Raw genomic sequence first — 12,662 nt, 5'->3', positions numbered from 1 at the left:
GTGTTTTTACTTCAAAGGAACCTCGACCATCCGAAGATGGACGGGGTATCAACTAATCTGGCGTTGATTTTTGGCACGCTGTTGAGTTCTCAAGGAACGGACGCTTCCTTTGTACTCACCCTCTCGGGCTTTCCTCCGGGCTTTCCCTTCGTGTTTCCAACCTTACCAGATCGTTTTCCGCTCCGTTTCCGGTTCGGATTTCGTATCCAGTGGCCTGTTGGCGGCCTTGCCTCTCGGCATGTCCACTACGTTAGCTGATTTCTTCGGCGACTCATAATCGAGTCATTCGAATTCGAATTTCGGCACGCCGAAATAAGCCCCTGCTGGGGAGTCATCTTGAGTAGTGGGTGGCGGCTGCGGGGTGCTTGAACAAGCAGGCCCGTGTCCAGCTGCTCGGGCTACGTTAGGTGGTCGCGCGCCCGGAGTCAAGAGGGCGCTTGCGGGGTGTGTGGGGCCGGTAGGGGCTGACCGTCGGATCGTCGTCGATCCAGAAGCGCCAGGGGTGCGGGGCGCCGTCGCCGCCCACGCCCGTACGAGGACCGTTGCGGACGAGTTCCGGCGCGGGCGGAGTCCCGGTCAGCAGGCCCACCGGGGTGTCCGGTCCGCCGCAGGCGTCCGTGCCGTTCAGGGAGAGACCGATGTCGAGGGCGGTCGCCAGACGGGCGGGGCCCTTCGCCAGCTCGCGGTCGGAGCGGGCCGAGCGGCGGCGTGGACGCGCCAGGTCCGCGCCCCGCAGGACTTCCCCCGCGCGCAGCAGCACCCCGCTCGCCTCGCCCTCGGGGCCGCACACCAGGTTCATGCAGTGCCACATGCTGTAGGTAACTCGCTAGGCATGTAGGTCGTTGGTCCGGCAGCATCGGCAAAGCGACGACAAGCAGGAGACAGGCAGTGCGAGCGATCATCTACGCCAGGCTCAGCCCCACCCCGAGGGGCGAGGAATCCAAGGGCGGGAACCTGACACAACAGGTCGAGCTGAGTCAGGCGCTGTGCGACCGGAAGGGCTGGTCGGTCGTAGACGTGATCGTTGAGAAGGACACGTCGGCTTCGACGAAGCGGGGAACCAAGCGGAGCGCCGAGTGGGAGCGCGCCAAGGCTCTGGTGGAGGACGGCAAAGCAGACGCCATCGTGTCCCGCCACTACGACCGTATGTACCGCACCCCCTGGGACCTGGAGGACCTGGTGGACCTGGCCGAGGCGACCGGCGTCACGCTGGCCGCCGCGCAGGCTCAGGGAGTGCTCGACCTGTCCACTCCGTCCGGCCGCCTCGCTGCTCGCATCGGCGCTGTGGTGGCTCGCAACGAGACCGAGATGCGAGTAGAACGCCAGGTACTCGGACACCAGCGGCGCAGGGAGTCGGGGAGGCCCTTCTGGAGTACTCGCCCCTTCGGCTTCGAGCGGGACGGCAGGCACCGAGAAGCAGAGGCGGAAGCCCTGCGGCAGGCGTACCGGGATGTCCTGGCCGGCGTCACCCTCTGGTCCATCGCGAAGGACTGGAACACGCGTGGACTGCTCTCGCCGCACGGCAAGGAGTGGCGCAGCTCGAACCTTCGGGTCGTCCTCTTGAAGCCGAGGAACGCGGGAATCCAGACGTACTCGCAGTGGGTCGAGAAGCCGGACGGGATGCGCGTGCGGCGGACCGAGGAGACCGGGGCGGGCAACTGGGAGGCGATCGTCTCCGAGGGCATATTCCGTGCCCTGGTCCGCCACCTGAGCGACCCCGAGCGCAACACGGGTGGCGGCGGCAAGCGCAAGGCCCTGTTGTCCGGCGTGGTCCGCTGCTCGAAGTGCCAGGCCGTCGTCACCCAAGGGTGGAGCAAGAAGAACGCGGCGGGAGAGCGGTACCGCATCTACACGTGTTCGGGTGGCCGGTGCATCACCTGCCCGGCGGACCCGCTGGACTCCTTCGTGGTCAGGAAGGTCATCGACAGGGCCGAGGAGTGGAACGCGGCACCGGCCACGGATGCCGCAGACGAGGAGCGAGAGGCCGAACTGCTGGCCGAGGAGACGGCCGCATCCGAGAGGCGCACGGCCCTGGCGGAGATGTTCGCTGTAGGGGACATCGACGCGTCGACCCTGCGGACGGGCATCGGCAGGTGTGACGCGGAGCTGACCAAGATCCGGGCCGAGCTGGCAGACATGGCATCGCAGCGTGTGCGCGTCGACCTGGGCGACATCGAGTACCTGTGGGAGGAACTGGACTACGAGGACCCCGACCGCATCGACTACGTGCGGACCGTCGTCATGCAGGTCTGCGAGCGAGTCGAGCTGATGCCGCGCGGTCGAGGGGTCCGCTCCTTCAAGGGCGAGCACTGTCGGATCACGTTCCGGAACCCCTGAGATCCGCTCCCTGAGAGCTGAGCCGGCGGTCTCGCTCAACGAATACGGGCCCTGTTTGACGAGAGTCGGGCGGGGCCCCTCGTCATGCCCGGCGAGGGAGAGGCCGGACATCCCTCAGAGCATCTGTGCGCCCCTCTCTCCTCAGTTCATGCAACAACGTGCATGAGTCACGTCCATGCATGGACGGCTGTGAGTGGCCCCCGTACGGTCGTCTCAGGCGGCCCAACCGGGCTGGCAGGTCAAGGGGGTTCCGCATGGCACGCGAAGAACTGACTCGGCTCACGGGTAACGGCAACGGCACGTTCGGAGAGGATGACTGCCCGAACGTTTACCGCACCGCGTCCGGCTCCATTGCGGTTCAGGGCGACGTGTCCGACGCCTTCGCTCCCCCACAGGGGGAAGGGCTCGTGGAGATCCCCGAGAGTGTTCTTCGGGAGGCCGTTCGTGCTCTTGGATGGTGAGGAGCGGCGGGCGATGCTCCGCGGCTTCCAGTCGGAAGCGTGGCGGCTGGAGACCCTGCCCCAGTACCTCGTACCGCAGGAGTCGGACGAACTCGCAGCCTTCAGGGCAGGCAAGCGCGTCGACCCGGGCACCTACTCGTCGGCGTACACGGAAGACCTGAAGCGGCTGCAAGGCGAGGGCAGGAGCAAGGGGCGAGTGCACGTCCTGACTCGACCGCTCTCCGAGTACCTGCGCTTCGAGTTCTCCCGGTACTACGCCCCGCACGTGCTCGCCGGGGAGGACATCCGCATCCTTGACGTGACCGAGCGAGACAACCCGTTGCCGGACGTCGAGGACTTCTGGATGTTCGACCGCTCGACGGTCGTTCTCATGAAGTACGAGAACGACGGAACGCAGATCAGCCGGGAGCTGTACGAGGGTGACCCTGCGCCGTTCATCGAGTGGCAGCGCATCGCCGTTGCCGAGTCGGTTCCCTTCCTGGAGTACACGGAGCATGTGACGGAGTGACGTTCGAAGCTGAGCAGCTTGGCGAGTCTGGTACCGAACTCGCCTCCCTGCTACGGGACTTGCACAAGCGAGCCGGCCTTTCAGGGGACCGGCTCGCAGCGCGCTGCAACATGTCCCAGTCGAAGGTGTCTCGCATCGAGAACGGCCGGACACGGCCGTCCCTGGTCGACGTCGAGCAGATCTTGCGAGCGCTGGACGCTCCGCCGAGTCTGGTTGCCGAGGTCTCCGCCCTCGCCAGGATGGCGAACACCGAGTGGCGGAACCTCCGAGAACTTCGGCGCAAGGGGCTCGGCACGAGACAGGCCGAGCTGAAGGCACTCGAAACGTCCTCCACGCAGATGCGCTACTTCCTGCTCTCGATGGTTACGGGCCTGCTCGCAACCCCGGAGTACGTACGGGCGAGTCTGGCCCACTCGACGGCCGACACGAGCAAGGCCGCAGCAGGGAAGCTGGGACGGCAAGCCGTCCTCTACGACGCCTCGAAGCGGTTCACGTTCGTTCTGACCGAGCAGGCGGTTCGTTGGCCGGTCGTCTCCCCGCTGGCACTGGCCGAGCAGATGGACCGGCTGGCGTCCCTGTCCTACCTCCCGAACGTTCAGATCGGGGTGATCCCCGTAGGGGCACCGACACCCCGAACTCCTCTGAGCACGTTCACCGTCTATGACGCCGCGTTGGTCACCATCGAGACGACGGCGGGAAGTCTCGTACTCCGCGACGGCCGAGACGTTCAGGCGTACCTGAAGGAGTTCGCCGGGTACGAGGAACACGCCCTCTTCGGCGAAGACCTTCGGGCACGGCTCGCCGAGTGGTCCGCCGCTTGCCGCGCATGACTTCAGTCGACTACGCGACTGAAGCGCCATCCCGTACGCACCCCGGGGGATCATCCTTCGGCAGGCGAAAAGTCGGGAGGTCGCACGGATGAGCACACCCAAGACGACGATGGACGGGCCGGTATACGTGACCCTTCCCTCTGCGCCGCCCGACCCTGTGTCGGGTTGTCGTGAGTGCCTTCGGTACGCGGTGGCTCGCGCGAACGCCACGTCGGTCGGGGATCACTCACAGGTGTCGGACGTGAACGTGGGCTTGCGGGCTCACCTCCGGAACGAACACCAGGGGCGCTGATGGCGCGCACGATCCTGCAGTTCGTGACGCACCGGATCACGCAGCATCCGGACACGGACGTGACCTTCGAGGCGGAGTGCCTGCACTGCAAGTGGAAGGCGGAGCCCTCGACGGACGGTGCGACGGTCGACGGCGAGTGCATGAGTCACACCGGCCTGAGCAACCATCGCGGGTTCCGGCGGATCTGCACGGCGTTCGCCATGGTGGTGCGTACCGAGCCGGACAGACGACAAGAGCCCCCGGCGTAGAGCCGAGGGCCTGTCTGCACTGCTGCGCTGCTGTCTCAGGTGCGCTCTCCCAGGTGCCGGTACAGCGTGGCGCGGGAGACGCCGAGTGCCTTGGCGATGGCGCTGACGCTCTCTCCCTTGGCCTGCCTGGCACGGGCCACAGTGAGTACGTCCTCGTCCACCACGGACGGCCGGCCGCCGGTACGGCCCTGGGCCTTGGCTGCGTCCAGTCCTGCGCGGGTGCGCTCCCTGATGAGACTGCGCTCGAACTCCGCCATGGCCCCGACCACCTGAAGCATGAGACGGCCGTCCGCCGTACCGGAGTCGATGTTGGCCAGTGCACCCGTGAGCACCTTGAACCCGATACCCCGCTCTCGCAGGGTGTCGACCATGGTCACAAGGTCGATCAGCGACCGAGCGAATCGGTCGAGCTTCCACACGCACAGGGTGTCGCCAGGTCTGGCGTAGTCCAGTGCGGCCGTGAGCTCCGGCCGGTTGGTGTTCTTGCCGGACGCCTTGTCCTCGAAGATCCGGGTGCACCCTGCGGCCGTCAGTGCGTCTCGCTGCAACTGCGCTTCCTGGTCATCGGTCGAGACGCGGGCGTAACCGATGGGCTGCCCCGCGGACGTGGTGATCTCTGCCATGACGAGACCGTCTCAGAACTCATCTCAAAAGATCAAGTCTGAAATGGAAGTTTCGAGACGGGTTTTGAACAGGGCTGCGCCCCCGCGAGGGGTTCTCAGCCTCTCGTCTCACAAACCTTGGTTTTTGCGACCCGGTTTCGTCGCTGCGCTTCGCAGCGAAGCTAGGCTCCCGCGCATGACCAACGATCTCGGTTACACCTGTTCATGCTGTGGCGAGTACCACGCGGAACTTCCGATGGGCTACAGCGCCACGGCCCCCGATGTCTGGGATGCGAGCTTCGAAGGCCGATCCGACAGCCTGCTCTCATCAGACCAGTGCGTGATCAAGGCGCAGCACTACTTCATCAAGGGCTTGATCGAGATACCCGTCATCGGCAGTGACGAGGTGTTCTCGTGGGGAGTCTGGGTTTCCCTCAGCCGAGACAGCTTCTCCCGGGCCGCCGACATGTGGAACACGCCCGGCCGCGAAGACGAGAAGCCGTACTTCGGCTGGCTGACCACCGAACTGCCGATCTACTCGCCCGGCACCACCAACCTGAAGACGAACGCTCACACCCGCCCGGTCGGCCAGCGCCCCCTCATCGAGCTCGAACCCACCGATCATCCTCTCGCGGTCGAGCAGCGCACTGGCATCAGTCTCGACCGCGTCCGCGAGATCGCCGAAGCCGTCCTCCACGGCAACGGCGAGAACCGCTGACCGAGACAGCCGAGCACGTCGGCGTCGGAGGGGTGGGGTATGACCCCCTGACGGGTCCTTGCTCGACCGCCATGTCTTGGCAGCCAAGATTCCGCCACGGTTTCAGGGTCCGTCCGCCCTGCCCACAGACTGCCACGGCGGGAGCATATGACCTGGTCACAGCCTTGCCCTGCCCTTGCCGGCAGCGGCGGAAGGCTGCAAGGAACAAGGCCTTACGTCTGTGGCTGTGGGGCGCGGCAGCGCCACTCTTGGTCCTGCCGGTTTGCTCCTGGCGGCCCCTGCTGAGGCCGCACTGCCGTAGACCACTTGCGACTGTGGCGGCCTACCGGCCGCCCCTCCGCTACTCCTTGCGAGTGTTGCCGATGGCTTGCCAAGAAGATTAAGAAAGGCAGCACATCACCGCAGGTCACAGCCCTGCCCTGACAGATGTCGCATGTCGTTGGCTACCCGATCGGCACGTCTCACATGTCGCGGGCATGCCTGATCGACACGTCCCGCCTGTGAGCTACGGCCGGAAGCTCTTGGCCTTGCGTATGCCGTGCTCATCGCAGGTTGCGTCCCCGATGCCCTTCTGGAAGTGGAACACCGGGAGTATGAGGCACCGGCGGTTGGACTCCGTCTCGATGAAGCCCCACCCCTTCGCCTTGCGCACATGGTTGTTCAAAGCGTTGTTGCTGGGCACCTTGCCGTCCCTGTCGGCAAGAATCTTGTTCAGCTCATCCGGCGGGAACTCGGCGTGCCCGATCTGGTTCGCCCATCCCATGGCTGCGTACTCCACGCGGTGGGCGTAGTCGAAGCGTGTATCTCGTGCCCGCCGCTTGTACTCCTCCTGAGACACAGCGGCGAAGTCGCCTTCGAACTGAAACGGGAGACGTCCCACTGGGCAGTCCCTTCCTGTGAGGCGCACACGGGTGCGCCAGTGACCCCCGCCGGATGGCGGGACATGTGCCTCCCTTTCGTCGCGGGGGTGGACCGGGCACGGATGGCGCGGTCTCTCTTCACAGGTGGACGCCCAAGCCTTCGGGCCTGGACTCGGTCTCGTGCGGTCGGGAGCGACTGCGGCGACCTGACCGAGGGATCTTACCCGGAGGAGGGAGCACCCTGTTCAGGGAGCTGCCCTTCCGTGTGGCGCGCGCATCGGCGGTCACTCGGCCGGCCAGGAACGGGGCACGCGCCGCGCTCGCGGACGATCACGCATCGCCTGACCCCCAATTCCGCGCCGACCCACCGGCAGGCCGCGAGCGAGGCGCACAGCAGCTCAGGCTCCGGCCGGCGGCCTGGCTCTCGGGCTCAGTCGGTACGCCGAGACCGTCGGATCACCGGCGAGGTAGAAGCGGTGCTGCCAGTCGTGGGCTCTGCTCACGCCCACCCGTGGGCCGACCCGGATGAGCGCAGCGGGTACCGGCTTGCCCTCGGACAGCATGACCGAGGTACCCGTAAGGAGGTCTGCGCCGTTGTGCTCTGCTGTGATGCCGAGCGCCTGGCCGAGGTTCCCCGGGCCTCGGGCCAGACGTGCGCTCTCGACCCTTTCCCCTCGTCGTCGGCGTGCCAGGTCTTCCCCCTCGATGACCCTGCCTGCCCGGATGAGCACACCCGAGGCGATGCCGTCCGTTCCGGTGACGACGTTGGCGCACCAGTGGAGTCCGTGGGACCGGTAGACGTACAGGTGCCCCGCGGGTCCGAACATGACGGCATTACGGGGTGTCCGGCCCCGGTAGGCGTGGGAAGCCGGATCGGCCTCACCGGAGTACGCCTCGGTCTCCGTGATGGCGATGCTCACGGTACCTTCGGGTGTCTTGCAGGTGAGGACGCTCCCGAGCAGCTTGGGGGCGACCTCTTCGGCTGGGTGGGCAAGGAAGTCGATGTTCATGCTGACCGCCTTGACATGCCGTAGGTGAAGTAGACGTACACGTGTCCGGGCGGGCCGAACATGACGGCGTTGCGCGTGGTGCGGCCCCGGAAGGCGTGCGAGCCGGGGTCGACGGCACCGGCGTACGCCTCCACCTCCGTGAGGCGCAGTTCCAGCACTCCTTCGGGGACGCGGTGGACGAGCGTGCGGCCCAGGAGATCGGGCGCGACCTCCAGGACCGGACGGTCGAAGAAGGAACGCGGGAGCGGCGTGCGGTCGGGGGTCTCGCTCATGGCGTCCGAGCGTAGTGGGGAACCGGTTACCGTCGTTGCGCGTATGTAGGGGTCAGGACCGAGAAGGAGTGAAAGTCATGGGATTCAAGAAGCTGCTCGCGAGCCTGGGCGCCGGTGGGGCCACCGTGGAGACGGTGCTCACCGAGGAGAACGTGGTCCCGGGCGGGGTCGTCCAGGGTGAGGTCCGTATCCAGGGCGGCAGTGTCGACCAGCAGATCGAGGGGCTGTCGGTCGGGCTCCAGGCGCGGGTCGAGGTCGAGGGCGGTGACCAGGAGCACAAGCAGAACATCGAGTTCGTCAAGGTGCGCCTCGGCGGTGCCTTCCAGGTGCAGGCCGGCGCGGTGCACGTGGTGCCGTTCGGTCTGGAGATCCCCTGGGAGACCCCGGTGACCTCGGTCTCCGGGCAGCAGCTGCGCGGGATGCACATCGGTGTGACGACCGAGCTGGAGATCGCCCGCGCGGTGGACTCGGGCGACCTGGACCCGATCAACGTGCACCCGCTGCCCGCGCAGCAGGCGATCCTGGACGCCTTCCTCCAGCTGGGCTTCCGTTTCAAGAGCGCGGACATGGAGCGCGGGCACATCCGGGGGACGCGGCAGCGGCTGCCGTTCTACCAGGAGATCGAGTTCTTCGCGCCGCAGCAGTACCGGGGGCTCAACCAGGTCGAGGTCAGCTTCGTCGCGGACGACCGGGAGATGGACGTCATCCTGGAGATGGACAAGAAGCCGGGTCTGTTCACGGAGGGCAGCGACTCCTTCCGCGCCTTCAAGGTCGGGCTGCACGACTTCCACACCACCGACTGGGCGGCCTACCTGAACCAGTGGCTCGCCGAGGTCGGCGGTCGCCGCAACTGGCTCTAGGCTCGGTCCCGTCAGGCTGCCGAGGCAGCGTACGGGCGTGAGGTTCGGAGGTTTTCGACGTGTCCGAGGGCAAGAGGGCGCCGCTCCCCCACGACTTCCATCCGCCGGTGGCGGCGTTCACCGTGGTGAGCGACGACATCGCGCCGGGCGGGGTCCTGAAGGACGCGCAGGTGTACGCGGCGGGGAACACCTCGCCGCAGCTGCGCTGGGAAGGTTTCCCGGCGGAGACGAAGAGCTTCGCCGTCACCTGCTTCGACCCGGACGCCCCGACGGGCAGCGGGTTCTGGCACTGGGTGCTGTTCGACATCCCGGCGTCGGTGACGGAGCTGCCCGCCGGCGTCGGCTCCGGTGCCTTCGAGGGGCTGCCCGCCGGTGCCACGCACGTACGGAACGACTACGGGTCGAAGGACTTCGGCGGGGCGGCTCCCCCGGCGGGGGACCCGGCGCACCGGTACGTCTTCACGGTGTACGCGGTGGACAGCGAGAGGCTCGGGCCCGACGGAGACGCGTCGCCCGCGGTGGTGGGCTTCAACCTGCGCTTCCACACGCTGGGACGCGCCCAGCTGGTCGGTGAGTACGCGGCTCCTGCGGCGGTCTGATCGTTCGTTTGTTGTTTGCCCGCTTCTGGTCTTGGAGAGATCAGAAGCGGGCATCTTTTGTTTCGCGGAAATTGCGTTGTCCGACCCCGGCCGTCCCGGCCATCGTTGATCCAGGTCCCATCGCCCCGTCCGGGGGCCGGACCTGCACACGGGAGGTGGGCACCCATGCGGGAAACGCTGGTACTGAACGCGAGCTTCGAGCCGCTGTCGACGGTCACGCTCAACCGCGCGGTGGTGCTCGTCCTGACGGACAAGGCCGTGGTCGAGCACGCCCATCCCGATCTCCGTGTGCGGGGCGCGGCCGTCGATCTTCCGGTGCCGCGGGTGATCAGGCTCTGCCGGTACGTACGGGTGCCCTTCCGAAGACAGGCGCCGTGGTCGAGACGGGGGGTGCTGGTGCGCGACCAGCACAGGTGCGCGTACTGCGGGCGGCGGGCGACGACCGTCGACCACGTGGTGCCGCGCGCCCAGGGTGGCGGGGACAGTTGGCTGAACACGGTCGCCTCCTGCGCCGAGGACAATCACCGCAAGGCCGACCGGACGCCCGAGCAGGCCGGGATGCCGCTGTTGCGCCAGCCGTTCGAGCCGACGCCCGCGGACGCGATGCTGCTCGCGATGCGGGCCGGTGACCGCTCCCAGCTGCCGGAGTGGCTGGCGGGGGCGGCCGCGTAACCCCTTCTCGTACGGTGTGGGCCCGTCCACCCCGGTGGGGGTGGACGGGCCCTTTCGTCGTCGGGGTCAGCGCAGGGTGAGCTGGAGGATGGCGAGGACGCCGACCGTGATGATCACTCCGCGCAGGACGGCGGACGGCAGTCTGCGGCCGATCTTGGCGCCGAGCTGGCCGCCGAGGGTGGAGCCGACGGCGATGAGCAGGACCGCGGTCCAGTCGAAGTCGGCGACGAAGAGGAAGAAGACGGCGGCGACGGCGTTGACGAGGGCGCCGAGGATGTTCTTGACGGCGTTGATCCGCTGGAGCTCGTCATGGAGCAGCAGGCCCATGAGCGAGAGGTAGAGGACGCCCTGGGCGGCGCCGAAGTATCCGCCGTACATGCTGGCGAAGAAGAGTCCGACGAGGAGGACGGGGCCGCCGTCGGGGTGGGCCTCGGTGCCGGTCCGTTCCCGGCGGCGCTTGACGACGGCGGCGATCCGGGGCTGGAGGAGGACCAGGACGAGCGCGAGTCCGATGAGGACGGGGACGATCGCGTCGAACGCCTTGGACGGCAGGGCGAGCAGCAGGATCGCGCCGATGAGGCCGCCGAGGAGGGCCGCGGTGCCGAGACGCAGGACGCGGTTCTTCTGGCCCTTGAGTTCGCGCCGGTAGCCGATGGCTCCGCTGACGGAGCCGGAGACGAGTCCGAGGGCGTTGGAGACGTTCGCGGTGATCGGGGGGAGTCCGGTCGCGAGGAGGACCGGGAACGTGATGAGCGTTCCCGATCCGACGATGGTGTTGATGGTGCCGGCGCCGATGCCGGCGGCGAAGACCGCCAGAGCTTCCCAGATGGACAACGCCATCTCCTTACATGGTCAGCGAGTCGCCTCCCCGCCCTGAGGTCGTCCGGGTCGAGGGGCTCGTACCGATCATGCACGAATATTACGTGTACGTGTCAGTCAACCGGCGGTTCGTCGCGCCGTTCGGGTCCGGCGCTCTTGGTGTTGAAGCCGGGTGCGCCGCCGGGCACGTTGCCGAACGCGCCGGAGAGGCCCTTGAGCGCGTCGCCGATCTCGCTGGGCACGATCCAGAGCTTGTTGGCGTCGCCCTCGGCGATCTTCGGAAGCATCTGGAGGTACTGGTACGAGAGGAGCTTCTGGTCCGGGTCGCCCGCGTGGATGGCCTCGAAGACCGTGCGGACCGCCTGGGCCTCGCCCTCGGCGCGGAGGGCGGCGGCCTTGGACTCGCCCTCGGCGCGCAGGATCGCGGACTGCTTCTCGCCCTCGGCGGTGAGGATCGCGGACTGGCGGGTGCCCTCGGCGGTGAGGATCGCGGCGCGCTTGTCGCGCTCGGCGCGCATCTGCTTCTCCATCGAGTCCTGGATGGAGGTCGGCGGCTCGATGGCCTTGAGCTCGACGCGGTTGACGCGGATGCCCCACTTGCCGGTGGCCTCGTCGAGGACGCCCCGCAGGGCCGCGTTGATCTCCTCGCGGGAGGTGAGGGTCCGCTCCAGGTCCATGCCGCCGATGATGTTGCGGAGGGTGGTGACGGTGAGCTGTTCGATCGCCTGGATGTAGCTGGCGACCTCGTAGGTCGCGGCCCGCGCGTCGGTGACCTGGTAGTAGATGACCGTGTCGATGTTGACGACGAGGTTGTCCTGGGTGATCACCGGCTGCGGCGGGAACGGCACGACCTGTTCGCGCAGGTCGATCCGGTTGCGGATCGAGTCGATGAACGGGACGACGATGTTCAGCCCGGCGTTGAGGGTGCGGGTGTAGCGGCCGAACCGCTCGACGATCGCCGCGCTCGCCTGCGGGATGACCTGGATCGTCTTGATCAGGGCGATGAAGACGAGCACCACCAGAATGATCAGGACGATGATGACTGCTGACATCGTGTTCCCCGTGCCCTTCGCTGCCGGTTGACTGCCGGGTTGCTTTCGATGATCGAGTTTCGCAGACGTCGGGACGTCATGGGCGAGGTTCGGTCACATGACGACGGCGGTCGCCCCGTCGATGTCCACGACGTCGACCTGTTCGCCGGTCTCGAAGGTCTGTCCGGTGTCGAGGGTGCGGGCGGACCAGATCTCCCCGGCGAGCTTGATGCGGCCGCCGTGGCTGTCGACCCGTTCGAGCACGACGGCCTGACGGCCCTTCAGCGCGTCGATCCCGGTCGCGATGCCCGGCCCGCCGCCGCGGTGGCGGGCGGCGATGGGGCGTACCACCGCGATGAGCGCCACCGAGACCACGACGAAGACGAGCACCTGGGGAACGACGCCGAAGCCCAGGGCCGCGGTCACCGCCCCCGCCACCGCTCCCACGGAGAACATGCCGAACTCCGGCATCGCGGTCAGGACCAGCGGAATGCCGAGCCCCACCGCGCCGATCAGCCACCAGATCCACGCGTCGATGTCCAC

General features: G+C 67.3%; 16 protein-coding genes and 2 pseudogenes. 10 read left to right on the top strand and 8 right to left on the bottom strand.

Features of this window, described 5'->3' with window-relative positions:
• A partial coding sequence (locus ACIO92_RS09420; RefSeq protein ID WP_402279086.1) for a hypothetical protein occupies positions 1-258 on the top strand: 258 nt, incomplete at its 5' end.
• Between the two features lie 145 nt (positions 259-403).
• On the opposite strand, the pseudogene ACIO92_RS09415 reads toward ACIO92_RS09420, so the two are convergent.
• A pseudogene (locus ACIO92_RS09415) lies at positions 404-820 on the bottom strand (DNA-3-methyladenine glycosylase); the annotation flags it as partial.
• Between the two features lie 68 nt (positions 821-888).
• Between ACIO92_RS09415 and ACIO92_RS09410 the strand changes: the two are divergent.
• From ACIO92_RS09410 to ACIO92_RS09390, 5 genes are all read left to right on the top strand, one after another.
• Positions 889-2,337 carry a recombinase family protein gene (locus ACIO92_RS09410; protein WP_401235516.1) on the top strand — a complete coding sequence of 483 codons (1,449 nt, stop codon included), beginning with the start codon at positions 889-891 and terminating at the stop codon, positions 2,335-2,337.
• Positions 2,338-2,591: 254 nt separating this feature from the next.
• Complete coding sequence (locus ACIO92_RS09405; RefSeq protein WP_401235518.1) at positions 2,592-2,798, top strand: hypothetical protein; 207 nt, start codon at positions 2,592-2,594, stop codon at positions 2,796-2,798.
• Positions 2,782-3,306 carry a DUF6879 family protein gene (locus ACIO92_RS09400; protein ID WP_402279089.1) on the top strand — a complete coding sequence of 175 codons (525 nt, stop codon included), beginning with the start codon at positions 2,782-2,784 and terminating at the stop codon, positions 3,304-3,306. Before ACIO92_RS09405 ends, ACIO92_RS09400 begins: the two co-directional genes overlap by 17 nt.
• A complete protein-coding gene (locus ACIO92_RS09395; protein WP_402061225.1) occupies positions 3,303-4,136 on the top strand; it encodes a helix-turn-helix domain-containing protein in 834 nt (277 codons plus the stop codon). The genes ACIO92_RS09400 and ACIO92_RS09395 overlap by 4 nt, the downstream gene beginning before the upstream one ends.
• Before the next feature lie 291 nt (positions 4,137-4,427).
• Positions 4,428-4,676 carry a hypothetical protein gene (locus ACIO92_RS09390; protein ID WP_402279094.1) on the top strand — a complete coding sequence of 83 codons (249 nt, stop codon included), beginning with the start codon at positions 4,428-4,430 and terminating at the stop codon, positions 4,674-4,676.
• Between the two features lie 35 nt (positions 4,677-4,711).
• On the opposite strand, the gene ACIO92_RS09385 is transcribed toward ACIO92_RS09390, so the two are convergent.
• The gene (locus ACIO92_RS09385; protein WP_401235526.1) at positions 4,712-5,299 is read right to left on the bottom strand and encodes a recombinase family protein; all 588 of its coding nucleotides are present in this window, start codon (positions 5,297-5,299) and stop codon (positions 4,712-4,714) included.
• A gap of 235 nt (positions 5,300-5,534) precedes the next feature.
• Here ACIO92_RS09385 and ACIO92_RS09380 point away from each other — a divergent pair, with 235 nt between their 5' ends.
• On the top strand, positions 5,535-5,996 hold the full coding sequence (locus ACIO92_RS09380) for a DUF2199 domain-containing protein (RefSeq protein ID WP_401235933.1): 462 nt from the start codon (positions 5,535-5,537) through the stop codon (positions 5,994-5,996).
• Between the two features lie 505 nt (positions 5,997-6,501).
• On the opposite strand, the gene ACIO92_RS09375 is transcribed toward ACIO92_RS09380, so the two are convergent.
• The 3 genes and pseudogenes from ACIO92_RS09375 to ACIO92_RS09365 form a co-directional block, all read right to left on the bottom strand.
• A complete protein-coding gene (locus ACIO92_RS09375; RefSeq protein ID WP_401235528.1) occupies positions 6,502-6,774 on the bottom strand; it encodes a hypothetical protein in 273 nt (90 codons plus the stop codon).
• 480 nt (positions 6,775-7,254) lie between these two features.
• Positions 7,255-7,866, bottom strand: coding sequence for a DNA-3-methyladenine glycosylase (locus ACIO92_RS09370; RefSeq protein ID WP_402279099.1), 612 nt, complete (start codon positions 7,864-7,866; stop codon positions 7,255-7,257).
• Positions 7,867-7,880: 14 nt separating this feature from the next.
• A pseudogene (locus tag ACIO92_RS09365) lies at positions 7,881-8,138 on the bottom strand (DNA-3-methyladenine glycosylase); the annotation flags it as partial.
• A gap of 77 nt (positions 8,139-8,215) precedes the next feature.
• Here ACIO92_RS09365 and ACIO92_RS09360 point away from each other — a divergent pair.
• From ACIO92_RS09360 to ACIO92_RS09350, 3 genes are all read left to right on the top strand, one after another.
• The gene (locus ACIO92_RS09360; protein WP_351796336.1) at positions 8,216-8,998 is read left to right on the top strand and encodes a sporulation protein; all 783 of its coding nucleotides are present in this window, start codon (positions 8,216-8,218) and stop codon (positions 8,996-8,998) included.
• A gap of 59 nt (positions 8,999-9,057) precedes the next feature.
• A complete protein-coding gene (locus tag ACIO92_RS09355; protein WP_401235532.1) occupies positions 9,058-9,597 on the top strand; it encodes a YbhB/YbcL family Raf kinase inhibitor-like protein in 540 nt (179 codons plus the stop codon).
• 165 nt (positions 9,598-9,762) lie between these two features.
• Positions 9,763-10,269: an HNH endonuclease gene (locus ACIO92_RS09350; protein ID WP_351796330.1), complete on the top strand. Its 507-nt coding sequence runs from the start codon at positions 9,763-9,765 to the stop codon at positions 10,267-10,269.
• A gap of 66 nt (positions 10,270-10,335) precedes the next feature.
• Here ACIO92_RS09350 and ACIO92_RS09345 read toward each other — a convergent pair whose 3' ends face one another.
• The 3 genes from ACIO92_RS09345 to ACIO92_RS09335 form a co-directional block, all read right to left on the bottom strand.
• Positions 10,336-11,109 carry a sulfite exporter TauE/SafE family protein gene (locus ACIO92_RS09345; protein WP_366446192.1) on the bottom strand — a complete coding sequence of 258 codons (774 nt, stop codon included), beginning with the start codon at positions 11,107-11,109 and terminating at the stop codon, positions 10,336-10,338.
• Between the two features lie 92 nt (positions 11,110-11,201).
• A complete protein-coding gene (locus ACIO92_RS09340) occupies positions 11,202-12,140 on the bottom strand; it encodes an SPFH domain-containing protein (RefSeq protein ID WP_351796324.1) in 939 nt (312 codons plus the stop codon).
• A gap of 93 nt (positions 12,141-12,233) precedes the next feature.
• Complete coding sequence (locus ACIO92_RS09335) at positions 12,234-12,662, bottom strand: NfeD family protein (protein WP_402279104.1); 429 nt, start codon at positions 12,660-12,662, stop codon at positions 12,234-12,236.

The sequence above is a fragment of the Streptomyces sp. NPDC087215 genome, assembly GCF_044744885.1.
GTDB lineage: Bacteria > Actinomycetota > Actinomycetes > Streptomycetales > Streptomycetaceae > Streptomyces.
The sequence above is the reverse complement of the archived record's forward strand: the minus strand, read 5'-3'. Positions and strand labels throughout refer to the sequence as shown.

Excerpts from the sequence above, each read along its gene's own strand:
- ACIO92_RS09405 (WP_401235518.1), top strand. The coding sequence starts at position 2,592 with ATGGCACGCGAAGAACTGACTCGGCTCACGGGTAACGGCAACGGCACG.
- ACIO92_RS09390 (WP_402279094.1), top strand. The coding sequence starts at position 4,428 with ATGGCGCGCACGATCCTGCAGTTCGTGACGCACCGGATCACGCAGCAT.
- ACIO92_RS09385 (WP_401235526.1), bottom strand. The coding sequence starts at position 5,299 with ATGGCAGAGATCACCACGTCCGCGGGGCAGCCCATCGGTTACGCCCGC.
- ACIO92_RS09380 (WP_401235933.1), top strand. The coding sequence starts at position 5,535 with ATGGGCTACAGCGCCACGGCCCCCGATGTCTGGGATGCGAGCTTCGAA.
- ACIO92_RS09370 (WP_402279099.1), bottom strand. The coding sequence starts at position 7,866 with ATGAACATCGACTTCCTTGCCCACCCAGCCGAAGAGGTCGCCCCCAAG.
- ACIO92_RS09360 (WP_351796336.1), top strand. The coding sequence starts at position 8,216 with ATGGGATTCAAGAAGCTGCTCGCGAGCCTGGGCGCCGGTGGGGCCACC.
- ACIO92_RS09350 (WP_351796330.1), top strand. The coding sequence starts at position 9,763 with ATGCGGGAAACGCTGGTACTGAACGCGAGCTTCGAGCCGCTGTCGACG.
- ACIO92_RS09345 (WP_366446192.1), bottom strand. The coding sequence starts at position 11,109 with ATGGCGTTGTCCATCTGGGAAGCTCTGGCGGTCTTCGCCGCCGGCATC.
- ACIO92_RS09340 (WP_351796324.1), bottom strand. The coding sequence starts at position 12,140 with ATGTCAGCAGTCATCATCGTCCTGATCATTCTGGTGGTGCTCGTCTTC.